At 61.1% G+C, this 11,949-nt stretch carries 10 protein-coding genes; all 10 read left to right on the forward strand.

From position 1 onward, the window contains the following. Positions 1-2: 2 nt before the first annotated feature. The 10 genes from AC1C2M_RS08890 to AC1C2M_RS08935 all read left to right on the forward strand — a co-directional run bounded on the left by AC1C2M_RS08890 (position 3) and on the right by AC1C2M_RS08935 (position 11,892). Positions 3-1,022, forward strand: coding sequence for a LacI family DNA-binding transcriptional regulator (locus AC1C2M_RS08890; RefSeq protein ID WP_495436005.1), 1,020 nt, complete (start codon positions 3-5; stop codon positions 1,020-1,022). Between the two features lie 517 nt (positions 1,023-1,539). After that, on the forward strand, positions 1,540-2,637 hold the full coding sequence (locus AC1C2M_RS08895; protein ID WP_495436006.1) for a hypothetical protein: 1,098 nt from the start codon (positions 1,540-1,542) through the stop codon (positions 2,635-2,637). Positions 2,638-2,823: 186 nt separating this feature from the next. After that, positions 2,824-4,299, forward strand: coding sequence for a tyrosine-protein kinase domain-containing protein (locus AC1C2M_RS08900; RefSeq protein WP_495436007.1), 1,476 nt, complete (start codon positions 2,824-2,826; stop codon positions 4,297-4,299). A gap of 56 nt (positions 4,300-4,355) precedes the next feature. Then, positions 4,356-4,904, forward strand: a complete 549-nt coding sequence (locus AC1C2M_RS08905; RefSeq protein WP_495436008.1) for an arsenate reductase/protein-tyrosine-phosphatase family protein — start codon at positions 4,356-4,358, stop codon at positions 4,902-4,904. Between the two features lie 309 nt (positions 4,905-5,213). Further along, the gene (locus AC1C2M_RS08910; protein WP_495436009.1) at positions 5,214-5,852 is read left to right on the forward strand and encodes a hypothetical protein; all 639 of its coding nucleotides are present in this window, start codon (positions 5,214-5,216) and stop codon (positions 5,850-5,852) included. Next, positions 5,843-7,696 carry a polysaccharide biosynthesis protein gene (locus AC1C2M_RS08915; RefSeq protein WP_495436010.1) on the forward strand — a complete coding sequence of 618 codons (1,854 nt, stop codon included), beginning with the start codon at positions 5,843-5,845 and terminating at the stop codon, positions 7,694-7,696. Before AC1C2M_RS08910 ends, AC1C2M_RS08915 begins: the two co-directional genes overlap by 10 nt. Positions 7,697-7,734: 38 nt before the next feature. After that, positions 7,735-8,835: a DegT/DnrJ/EryC1/StrS family aminotransferase gene (locus tag AC1C2M_RS08920; protein WP_495436011.1), complete on the forward strand. Its 1,101-nt coding sequence runs from the start codon at positions 7,735-7,737 to the stop codon at positions 8,833-8,835. Continuing rightward, complete coding sequence (locus AC1C2M_RS08925) at positions 8,832-9,887, forward strand: ATP-grasp domain-containing protein (RefSeq protein WP_495436012.1); 1,056 nt, start codon at positions 8,832-8,834, stop codon at positions 9,885-9,887. Before AC1C2M_RS08920 ends, AC1C2M_RS08925 begins: the two co-directional genes overlap by 4 nt. A 17-nt stretch (positions 9,888-9,904) precedes the next feature. Next, positions 9,905-11,002: a GNAT family N-acetyltransferase gene (locus tag AC1C2M_RS08930; protein ID WP_495436013.1), complete on the forward strand. Its 1,098-nt coding sequence runs from the start codon at positions 9,905-9,907 to the stop codon at positions 11,000-11,002. Next, positions 10,999-11,892 (forward strand): 1-aminocyclopropane-1-carboxylate deaminase/D-cysteine desulfhydrase, encoded by an 894-nt coding sequence (locus tag AC1C2M_RS08935; protein WP_495436492.1) that lies wholly within the window; start codon positions 10,999-11,001, stop codon positions 11,890-11,892. The genes AC1C2M_RS08930 and AC1C2M_RS08935 overlap by 4 nt, the downstream gene beginning before the upstream one ends. The last annotated feature ends 57 nt before the right edge of the window (positions 11,893-11,949 follow it).

Below are 11,949 nucleotides of genomic sequence, written 5' to 3' on the forward strand. Positions count from 1 at the left end.
ACATGCAGGTGCCGACCCTCGCGGATGTCGCGGCGCAGGCTGGAGTGTCCGTTGCGACAGCGTCCCGCGTGCTGTCGGGCTCACGGAGGGTGTCCGCCGACAAAGAGGCGAAGGTTCACCGTGCGGTGAAAGATGTCGGTTACCGGTACAACCCGTTTGCCGGTGCATTGCGGGGACAGCCGACCGGGACGATCGGTGTGCTCCTGCCCCGGTTCAGCCCCGGATTCCTGTCGAGCCTTGTGGAGTCCATCAGTGGGGTGCTGGACAGCACGGACCGAGCGCTCTTTTTGCGATACGTGGAACCCACTGCCGCCAGCGCGGTGGAGCAGGTGAACGCGCTCATCGAACGCGGTGTGGACGGTGTCATCCTGTGCGCACCGTCGGTTGAGGTGGGCCGGGCCGCCGCGGAGGCAGCTGGCTCTGTTCCGCTCGTCTTCGTTGGCCGCAACAACGACGCGATTCTCGCCGACTCGGTGGGCCTCGATGAGGACCGTGCCGCACAGCTGCTGATCGATCACCTGGCTCCGGGTGCCACGCGTGTGGCGATCATCGGATTCGACTTGGAGAATCGCAGCGACCAGCGGCGGAGTGCCGCTGTCGCCTTGGCGGCGCAGCAGGCGGGTCTTTCGGTTGAGCCGGTGGTGTCGGATGCTGCAGACCTCTCCGGCGGGATCGCCGCTGCGGAGCGGCTGCTGGGGGCGGCAGAGCTCCCGCAAGCACCGGATGGCGTCGTCATCGACACCATCGTCTGCGCGAATGACGAGGTTGCTCAGGGCGTTGCCGCCGTGCTTCGAATGCGCGGGGTCGGTGTGCCTGATCCGGTCCGGCTCGCGAGCCTTATGGACGTTGCGTTCACCGACCAGGAACCCCGGGCAATTACGACCCTCCGCCATCCGTGGCCAGCCATGGGCCGCGAAGCGGTGCGATTGCTCACTGAGTCGCTGGGGTCACCGAGTGCGGAGTCTGTGACCCGCCGAACCGTCCTCGGTCCGCACCTGTTGGTGGGGGAGTCGACGCGGTAGTCGCATGCCGGGGACCCGCGGCGACGGATGCCAGGACATTTGAATGAAGATGGTCGTTAAGCGCTGCCGTTCGTCGGTGCGGGTGCTGCGCTCGCGTTCGGGGCGCTGCTCGCGTTCGGGGCACGTCGGAAGCGGGCCAAGGGCGTGTGAATCCCACGCCCTTTGTAGAGCAGGAGGGGAGCTGCGGTCGGCATATGATGTCGACCGCAGCTTCCCTGAGAAGCGGTGCCTGCGCTGCCAGCAAGCCGATTACTTTCTCCCCCAAAGCGAGGGAGAAGAGGCCCTCGCGCAGAGAGCGTTGCGATAGGGTTTCGTCGTCGGAGCAGCCCTCTGGCATGCCCGGGGGACATAGACAATGCAACAAGACGACGCCAATCGAGCGCACACCGGAAGTGGCGGGGAACTTCTTCAGCGCCGATTGCTCGAAGATGACCGGATCATCATCGCTGGCCCCGTTGCGGATGACGACAGGTTCGCTTTGTCCTTGCCGTTTGAAAAAACAGCGACGGTGCCAGGTGTGAGCGACACCTCTTCAGACGCGGATGAATCAGCGCGCCTCGCTTCGCTACTTCAAAGCGATGGAGCAGAGGTCAGCGCCGAAATCGCCGAGCACGAGAGAGCCCAGCGCGCCACGCCGCCCATCTACTTACCGGGAAACAAGCAGAGACAGTCCCGAAGCATTCTGACCATCGTTGTATCGATTATTACTGCCATTGCCCTCGCGGGAGTCGGGGTCGCCTTCGCGGTGAAAAGCCAGGCGTCGACGCCAGAACAGACCGCGTTTGACGCTTACGCGACACGGCAGCTGTTGGTATCCGAGGCAAATCGGGACTTGACCGCGACATTTGACGGAATCGTCACGGCCAAGGCCGAGGCGGAGTCACTCAATCTTGCCGCTGCGGCGTCACTCGCAGCGGTCGCTGGCGCCGTTGATGAGGTGGCGCGCGTTGCCGCGGAGACCCAACGCATTGCCACTACAACATCGATCGCTGCGATCGCGGTCACCGACCCGGCCGACACTCCGTACGTCGTTCCGGATGTGAGCTCCGAATCGAGCCTTGCCGAGATCGCAGCGGGGCTCGACGAGCTGTCGGCGGAGGCGACTCGCATCGAATCGGCGCAGACCGAACTGGACGCCGCTCTCCTGACCATCACCGAGGCGCGCGACGACTTCGCCGTGGCCTTCACAACCTTTGTTGACACCGTGCCTGCAGCCGCGCTGAGCATCACTGCTGTGAATCAGGAAGCCAGCCAGCAGTGGAGGGATGCTGTTATGACGGCCGTTGCGGCGTTGGTCGCTGCGGCTGAAAAAGGTTCCGGAGCGTCCGAGTTGCAAGCGTATGCGGCTGCCGTTTTTGCTCTGCAAGACGAGAATGCTCGCGTGGTCCGCGAGCGGGAAACAGGGCAAGATCTGGAGGGCGACCAGGAGGAGCAGGAGGAAGAGATGCCCCGTCGGGCACCGACTCGACCGCGGGACTCGGTACCTGACACCGGGCCTCCTTCTGAAGAGGCAGACGAAACTCCGGTTACCCCAGGTCCGGAGGTTCCCCCAACGATTTCTCCGCCAGCCGAAGACCCCGGTCTCGGTGAACCTGGCGAGGACGCGCCAGCCTAGGCCAGAAGCGCTGCGTAAGCGGCCGCCGGAGAATTCCCTGACTTGGGGGTTTTGGTGACTCAAAGGCCTTTGGACTCTAGTCAAACTGCGACATCCGGGTGCCGCCGCGCAACAAGCACGTGTCAGGTGTGCAAAACTAATCCAAACTGTCTGGACTTTGACAGTTGTACTTTTGGGGGGAACTCTTTGGAGCTCAAAGACTACGTAAGAATTCTGCACAAGAGCTGGATTCTGATCGTTGCGTGCACTTTGTTGGGCGTTGGTGCCGCAGCGGCATACTCGCTGGTTCTGCCGGCGAAGTACCAGACGACCACGCAGCTCTACGTTTCAGTCCGAGCCTCTGAAGGCGCCGCCACGGGCGAGCTGGTGCAGGGAACAAGCTTCGCCCGTCAGGCGGTCACTTCTTACGTGGACGTCGTGAACAGCGCGCTGGTGCTCGACCGGGTTGTCGATGAGCTTGATCTCGATACCACTGCGCAGCAACTCGCCCCGTCGATAACAGCGAATTCACCGCTCAATACCGTCCTGATCAACGTGACAGTGACAAACACCGACCCGGTCGAGGCCGCCGCAATCGCCAACTCAGTCGGTGCCACCTTCGCCGACGTCGTCACGAACCAATTGGAGAAGCCCGAGGGCGAGACAGCGAGTCCGGTGAAGATCGAGACAATCCAGCCGGCCGTAGTCCCGGTCAAGCCGTCGAGTCCGAACGTGCCGCTCAATATCGTCCTGGGACTCTTGGTTGGCCTGGCGATCGGCCTTGGAACCGCGGTGCTCCGGAGTGTCCTCGACACTCGCATCCACAGTTCGCACGATATCGAGCTGGTGACGGACGCGCCTATCCTCGGAGGTATTGCTCTTGACCCGGAGGCCAAGAAGCGTCCACTCGTCGTTCACGCCGACCCGCGCAGTCCTCGTGCAGAATCATTCCGAAGCCTGCGCACCAACCTCCAGTTCGTGAACCTGGACGCTGGGCCTCGGAGCTTCGTCATCACCAGCTCCATCCCGGGCGAGGGGAAGAGCACAACGGCGGCCAACCTCGCGATCGCCCTGGCCGAAACCGGGGCATCCGTCGCTCTCATCGACGGTGACCTCCGGCTCCCGCGAGTCGCCGACTACATGGGCGTGGAAGGCGGAGTGGGGCTAACGGATGTCCTGATCGGGCGGGCTGAGCTGGCCGACGTGCTGCAGAAGTGGGGCCGCGGCAAACTTTATGTGCTGCCGAGCGGCCGTGTTCCCCCGAACCCCAGCGAGCTGTTGGGCTCTGGCGCGATGAAACGCCTTCTCAGCACGCTCACCGAGCAGTTCGACATCGTGCTCATTGACGCTCCCCCTCTGCTTCTGGTGACCGATGCTGCTGTGGTCTCGAAACTCGCTGGGGGTGCGATTGTCGTTGCTGCCTCGGGCCGCACTAAAAAGAACGAGCTGGTGGCTGCTGTGCGCACACTCGAGAGTATCGGCAGCCACCTGGCCGGCGTCGTCGTCACGATGTTGCCGACGAAGGGACCCGACTCTTACGCCTACGGGCAGTACAGCTACGGCAAGTTCGAAGAGCACGATGCACCCGTCGACGCTGCGGCAGGCAAGAAGGCCGGCCGGAAGACCGGTGGGACGACTGCAGTGAAGGGGCGTCGGTCGCTTCGCGAAGCAGGGGCGGAGTAGCCGTGTCGACGTTCAAGATACTGACCGTTTGCTCCGGGAACATCTGCCGGTCGCCCATGGCGGAACAACTTCTGCGTGCGGGTTTGAGTGCATATCGTGGAGTGGTCGTTGCAAGCGCTGGCACAGTCGGTCTGGCCGGTGAGCCGATGGATGCCCGGGCGCTGGAAATGGCCAGCAGCTTCGGCGCGACGGACGCCGCAGCGCACGTTGCTCGCGAGCTCAACGAACAACACATTCGCGACGCTGATGTCGTGTTCGCGATGGCTCGGGAGCACCGCCGGGCCGTTGTGCAGCTGCGCCCCGGGGCTTCCCGATACACGTTCACGCTCCGGGAGTTCGCGCGCATAGCGTCGGAGATGACCGATGGTGATTTGGCCGAGGTTGCCTTGCTGCCGCGGCATGATCTCGCGGCGCGTTTTTCAGCCGCTATTGCTTCTTCCGCGGCGCTTCGGGGAGTTGTGACCCCGCCGGTGCATCCAGACGATGACGACGTCATTGATCCGTACCGTCGCACCGATGATATCTACGCGCGCTCTGCAGATGAGTTGGTTCCAGCGGTGGCGGCTGCCGTCGAATTGTTCCGCCGCGCGGCGACGGTTATCTAGGCTGCCGTGGCATCGAACAAGGCATTCCGTCGACCGCGCGGCGAGGGGCTTTCAAAACGGTGGTCGGTGGTCGGTCTTTCGCTCTTCGTAGTTTTAGACGCGGTTCTCGTGGGGGCTGCGCTCAACGCGCAGCGCGGGCCGGAGCGCGTTGAGCGAAACCAAGCGTTGCCTTCGTCGCCTCCCAGCGCTGAGCCGAGTGCTACAGCGGCCGTTCCTGCGAATGCTGTCCCACCGCAGCGGGTGCTCGCAGCCGCGAGTGGTGACATTGCATGGCGGGGCACGATCGGGTCATGCCCGGATGGCACTGTGGTGTTGGAATACACGGACGATGGCGGCACCAAATGGAAGACTGTTGACCCCTCTGCCGAAACCGGCGCGGCTGCGGTGATACGGGTCGTTCCGGAGTCGGCGTCCGCCGCCAACGTGGTGACCCTCGACGCCGGATGTTCGCCCCAACTGGTTGGTACCTTCGTTGCTGGAGATGCGTGGGCTGACTACTCTGCCCGGCTTGGCTCTTACTGGTATCTCGACCCCACGGATGTCGCCGCTATCCACAGTCCCACTGGGATGGTCGCAGCCCCGTGCTCCTCAGCGGTGATGATCGCAACGCGTTCGACGGACGAAGCCGCAGTGCTCTGTGCGGACCAACTTGTGTATCTGACCACTGACGGCGGCTCGACGTGGTCTGCGGCCATCGCGGTGCCGGGAGCGGTGGCACTGGCCGGTGCGCCTGACGGGTACGTCACCGCTGTGGCAGGGCAGGGCGGGTGCGGCGGAACGTCAGTTGTGACGGTTAAGGATTCGAGGCCGGGGGGCCCGGCCGGATGCGTCGGTGAAACGTCTGCGTCTGGGCAGACTGTGGTTTCCGCTTCTGACGACGGCACTTTCTGGCTGTGGTCCGGCGATGTTTTTGCACGATCGATTGATGGGGGACTGACATGGAAGTAGCTGCCGAGCTCAGAGAAGAGCGCGACGCAGGAAACGGCGAGGTGCCGCTCGTTCGTTTCGGAGCACAGTTTGTCCTGGACGCCTCGGCGTGGGCGGCCGCCCTCGTCCTCGCCGTTATCTATCGGTACGAGTTCGTGCTTTCCAACGTCGCCGGGGGCGCTTTGGCGGGCTTGGTTATCGTCGCCGTCATTTTGCAGTTTGGTGTCGGCTGGGGTTGTGCGCTCTACAAGGGGCGATACACCTACGGGAGCTTCGAGGAGGTGCGAGCTCTGGTGTTCGCGGCGCTCGGCGTATTCGGTATCCTGACCCTCCCCGTCGTCCTGCTCGGAACGGTGCTCGACATCCCGCGCAGTGCGACGGTTATCGCGCTCCCTATCGCGCTGATCATCATGTTCGCGGTTCGGTACGCGAAGCGCTTGTACGTCGAGCGGAAGTACAAACCAGGAAGCCAGGCCAGACGCACGATCGTGTACGGTGCCGGGTATCTGGGGTCGACACTTGTCCGTCGCATGCTTACGGACCCGTCATCTCAGTTTCTTCCCGTTGCGCTTATTGATGACGACCCCTTGAAATCCAATGCGCAGCACAGGGGGGTGCGCGTGTTAGGTACGTTCCACGACCTGCACAAGGTAGTGGAGAAGACGCACTCCACCGACCTCGTCATCTGCATCGGCCGCGCGGACTCCGCGCTTATCCGGCGCATTTCGGATGCTGCAACGGCTGCGGGGCTCGCGGTCAAGGTTCTTCCACCGCTGGAGACGCTGCTCGAGCGCAAGACCACTCTCTCGGACATGCGTGATATTTCGATCGAGGACTTGATCGGTCGTCACCCCGTCGACACTGAGGTCGAGACGATCGCTGGGTATCTCAAAGGAAAGAAGGTTCTCGTCACCGGAGCCGGTGGCTCGATCGGATCTGAGCTGTGTCGCCAAATCGCGAAGTACAGCCCGGGCGAACTCATCATGCTCGACCGCGACGAGACCGCACTGCAGGGTGCGCAACTCGCCATTTCGGGGCACGGTCTTCTGGACACGCGCGACGTGGTACTGGCGGACATCCGCGATGCAGACGCACTATCCGTGATTTTTCACGATCGCCAGCCGGACGTCGTGTTCCATGCAGCGGCGCTGAAGCATCTTCCTATGTTGGAGCAATATCCCGATGAGGCGTGGAAAACCAACGTGCTCGGGACCCTCAACGTTCTGGAAGCTGCTCGTGGGGCAGGCGTGAGCACCTTCGTGAACATCTCGACGGACAAAGCCGCCAATCCGACGAGCGTTCTTGGGCACTCCAAACGAGTTGCCGAAAAACTGACTGCGTGGATGGCGGAGCAAACCGGGCAGACGTATTTGTCCGTTCGTTTCGGAAACGTGATCGGCAGCCGTGGTTCGATGCTCCCGACCTTTACATCTCTGATCAAAGCAGGTGGCCCGTTGACCGTTACCCACCCGGAAGTCACGCGCTTCTTCATGACCATTCCGGAAGCTTGCCAGCTCGTCGTTCAAGCCGGCGGGATCGGCAGCGCCGGCGAGGTCCTCATATTAGATATGGGCGAGCCCGTAAAAATTCTCGATGTCGCGCAACGCATGATATCCATGTCGGGTAAGGACATCGAGATAGTGTTCACGGGCCTACGTGAGGGCGAAAAGCTGCACGAAGAGCTCATTGGCGCGAACGAAACGGACGAGCGTCCTCTGCACCCGAAGATATCTCACGCGCGCGTGGGAGGTATTTCTCCAGAGCGGCTCAACAAAAGAGGATGGGAAGAAAGAATGGTCGCCTCTCCACGAGACAACAACACGACCAGCATTATCGAACGTATTCCGGCGGGTGACCTGCGATGAACGCCAGAATTCATATGTCGTCCCCAGACGTTGGAGCTTTGGAAGAACAATTCATGATCGCCGCGATGAGGTCCGGGTGGATTGCGCCTTTGGGCCCGGACGTGAACGCGTTCGAGGAGGAAGTGGCGGAACGAATCGGGGTTGCGCACGCAGTTGCGCTTAGCTCCGGCACCGCTGCACTGCACCTGGCGTTGCTTGCGGCAGGAGTCGGTGAGGGTGATGTGGTGCTCACCTCCACGATGACTTTCGTCGCAACGGCGAATGCCATCACATACACCGGCGCGGAACCGTTCTTTATCGACTGCGAAGTCGGGACCGGAAATCTCGACCCCCGGCTCCTCCGGCAAGCTGTGGAACAACTTCGCGCAGCGGGAGAGAAGATCGGAGCTATTGTTCCCGTTGATCTTCTCGGCAAGGCGATCAACTACACCGAGATTTGCGCAATTGCAGACGAATACGGAATTCCGTTGATAGTCGACGCAGCCGAATCGTTCGGCGCCACGCATCGAGGGCGTCCTGCGGGTTCGTTCGGGTTGGCATCGATTATCTCTTTCAACGGCAACAAGATTATGACGACATCTGGCGGCGGGATGCTTCTCACTGATGACGGCGACGTAGCAGCCCGAGTTCGATACCTCGCGACGCAAGCGCGCCAACCGGTGACGCACTACGAGCACACCGATATCGGGTACAATTACCGGCTAAGTAATCTCCTTGCTGCGCTGGGGAGGGCCCAGCTTACCCGGCTCGACGAGATGATCGGTCGCCGTCGCGCCATGCGTGACCGGTACCGCGAGTTTTTCGCTGCAGTTGGCGGGGTCTCCATTTTTGGCGGTGACGACGACACCGAAGACAACTGTTGGCTCACCTCGATACTCGTCGATGTGAGCGTGACCGGGTGGACACCGGCAGAGCTAAGCCTGGACTTGCTTGAGGAAAACATCGAGAGCCGACCACTGTGGAAGCCCATGCATTTGCAGCCGATTTTCGCGGGGTATCCGTCCGTGCTCAACGGCGCGTCAGCGGCTTTGTTCGCGACGGGTTTGACCCTTCCCAGCGGCTCTGCATTAGCTAACGATGATATCAATCGGATAGAAGCAAGGTTGTTGCGGTTCGTCGAGAGCCGGGGTGGGCTATGACGACTTTGAACGTCCTGATCAGTTCTGTGGGACGACGAAATTATCTTGTCCGTTGGTTTCGCGAGGCACTCGCTCAAAATGGCATAGACGGGAAGGTGACCGTCGCTGACGCCAATCAGTATGTGGCCGCACGCGCCGAAGCCGATGCATTCGTGAAGTTACCGCCGATCAATTCCGATGAGTATCGATCGGCGCTCGAAGACCTCCTCGAGACGAGAGGGATCGACATCGCGCTAAGCGTCAACGACTTCGAGCTTGCCCTCTGGTCAACCTTGAATAAGCGTGCACTCCTTGACCACTCCGGAACTCGTCTCATTTCTCTTGCCAGCTATGAGCAATCGCTCGTGGCGGATAAGTACTTGATGGCGCGTCAATTATCCATCGAGGGCCTTCGTGTTCCCGCGACTTGGCTAGGCGAAGAAGTTATGAACGACCGAGAAGTGATTGACTGTGGGGTCCCGCTGATTATTAAGAACAGATTCGGTAGCGGATCGTCTGGTCTCGGCTTTACGGACGCCAAGGGTCTTGAATCCGACCTTCTTACGGCTGCCTCGACAGCCGCGGACAAGTACGGACGTGCCTGTGCCACCGTAGAAGATGGGCTCCGAAGCGTTGTCGTTCAACCGGCTGTTGTCGGGGTGGAATACGGTTGCGACGTCGTCAGCGATTTCGCCCAGCAGTTTGCGGCAGTTTTCGTTCGGCGCAAAGTCTCAATGCGTGGTGGTGAGACGGATCAGGCGGTCAGCGAAGACCCCTCGCGGTTCGCATCAGCCGGGCGGGCGTTAGCTGCCGCAGTACCGCACGCCGGCGTTATGGACATAGACGTGATGGAGGATGCGTCGGGCACGCATTGGCTCATAGATGTCAACCCACGGTTTGGCGGGGGTTATCCATTTTCTCACATGGCCGGAGCAAACGCGCCCGCCGCGTATGTCGCATGGGCACTGGGCAGAGAGGCAAGGCAGCCGTGGCTGCAGTATAGGTTTGGCGTTCGCTCGGCTAAATATCAAGAGGTTGGTCCGGGCGGGGCTGACCGAGCGACATGCGACTGAGCAGAAGCGTCACGGCGATGCGGGCCGTGAAACGTATCTTTGATCTCACGTTGGTGACCGTCACAGCACCAATAACCTTGCCGCTCTCCTTAGTCACCGGGGTGATCGTGGCGATCGGGGTGGGGCGACCGGTGCTCTTCCGGCAGCCGCGAGCCGGCCTGTTCGGCATCACGTTCAATATTTACAAGTTCAGGAGCATGACTGATGAACGTCGCCCCGATGGCAGCTTGCTGAGTGACTCAGAGCGGCTCACGTCAGTGGGTCGGTTCCTCCGACGGAGTAGTTTGGACGAGCTACCGCAACTTCTGAATGTGATCCGGGGTGAGATGTCGCTAGTGGGGCCTCGACCACTTTTCACGAGATATGTGCCCTTTTACTCAGCCGAGGAGAGCCGACGGCACACTGTGAGGCCTGGGGTGACCGGGCTAGCACAGACGCAGGGTCGCAACGGTGTGGACTGGGATGCCCGATTGGCTCTCGACGTCAAGTATGTTGATACTTTGTCCCTAGGTGGAGACATGCGCATATTGGCTCGCACGTTCACCCAGTCCCTGCGGGGGAGTTCCGTCGCAGTCGTGGCAGGGGATTCAGGTGAACCGCTTGACGTTTCGCGCTCCTACCCTCGTACTACAAAGTTTGGGCTCCGAGCTTTCCTGCTTCGCGACATCCCAGCACGCGTAGCTTGGATGAACCACCCAGCCACACGCGAGCACATGCGTTTGCCAAGCGTAATCGACGAGACGAGCACTCTTACCTGGTACCGGCAGGCTAGTAGGAATGTGGACCGCCACGACCTCGTGGTGTACGAGCTCGATACCGGAATGCCGTGCGCGATGCTGGGACTGCGGGCAGACCAGAGGAATGTGCTTCCTGAGCTGTATATTTTCGTGGATCCAACGAAGACCGGGAGCGGGGTGGGCCGACATGCGATGGAACTGCTCTTCCGTTGGCTTAGCGCGACGGGCCGGTATGAGGGCTGTCAGCTAAGCGTGAGCGTCGCGAACACGAAGGCCATCGGTCTCTATAAGTCCTTCGGCTTTGGTTCAGACTCCGAGCCGGAGGATGGTCGCATTAATATGTCCTTGCGGACCGAAGATTGGACTTCGTCCCGATGACGAGCGCCTTGGCTAGCCCAATCGAGTCACATGAGCGCCTAGGAAACGTATTAGGCGTGAACCTGCTGGTGAAGCGGGACGACCTGCTGCCGTTTCCGCTCGCCGGGAATAAAGTCAGAAAGCTTTTCGATGAGCTCGAGTCGTTATCGGTGCTGCCTGATGTTGTCATAACGAATGGGTCGATCGAATCGAACCATTGTCGTACGCTCGCGTTTCTCGGGGCCCAGCGGGGAATACGCGTGCACCTTGTTCTCCATGACGAAGGCGGTGCGAATCGCGAAAGCCCGGCGTTGAAGATGCTTCGGGACTTAAACGCCACGTACTCGGTAGTTGCTCCCGACAAAATATCTCAGACAATCGCAATCTTCGCGGACGACATCGAGAGATCAGGAATGAAGGCGCATATTGTCAGCGGAGGTGGGCACACACCCGTAGGCGCTAACGCATATCGACGTGCAGCCGACGAAGTGCTGTCCGAATGCGCTCCGGGGTCGATTGTTGTGGCATCCGGGACTGGCGCAACGCAGGGCGGGATAGCGGCGGCGGTGACGCTGCGCCAGGCTGAGTGTCAGGTCATAGGCGTGTCCGTGGCCCGCCGCGCAGATCGCGGCGTCCCCGCGGTTGCCGAAGCGGCACGGTGGGCAGGGGCGCCCAACGCCGAAATCATATTCACTGATGAGTATATCGATGGTGGCTACGGGAAGGCAGGACCCACGACTATGGCCGCGGTCAACCTGGGCTGGAAACATGGGCTGCCTCTCGACCCCACCTATACCGGAAAAGCGTTTGCATGCTTGATCGACTATGCACGCCGCGGAAAGTTTCAACCCAACGAGACGGTTCTCTTCTGGCATACGGGCGGCCTCGCTAACTACTTGCAGTCACGGTAACCGGACGCGTCCTCGCTTACATAAACGAAAGCTACTTCTTGCGCAACAAATTTGATT

The organism is Mycetocola sp. Y444 (assembly GCF_059445295.1).

Excerpts from the sequence above, each read along its gene's own strand:
- AC1C2M_RS08930 (WP_495436013.1), top strand. The coding sequence starts at position 9,905 with ATGCGGGCCGTGAAACGTATCTTTGATCTCACGTTGGTGACCGTCACA.
- AC1C2M_RS08905 (WP_495436008.1), top strand. The coding sequence starts at position 4,356 with ATGGCGGAACAACTTCTGCGTGCGGGTTTGAGTGCATATCGTGGAGTG.
- AC1C2M_RS08915 (WP_495436010.1), top strand. The coding sequence starts at position 5,843 with ATGGAAGTAGCTGCCGAGCTCAGAGAAGAGCGCGACGCAGGAAACGGC.
- AC1C2M_RS08925 (WP_495436012.1), top strand. The coding sequence starts at position 8,832 with ATGACGACTTTGAACGTCCTGATCAGTTCTGTGGGACGACGAAATTAT.
- AC1C2M_RS08890 (WP_495436005.1), top strand. The coding sequence starts at position 3 with ATGCAGGTGCCGACCCTCGCGGATGTCGCGGCGCAGGCTGGAGTGTCC.
- AC1C2M_RS08935 (WP_495436492.1), top strand. The coding sequence starts at position 10,999 with ATGACGAGCGCCTTGGCTAGCCCAATCGAGTCACATGAGCGCCTAGGA.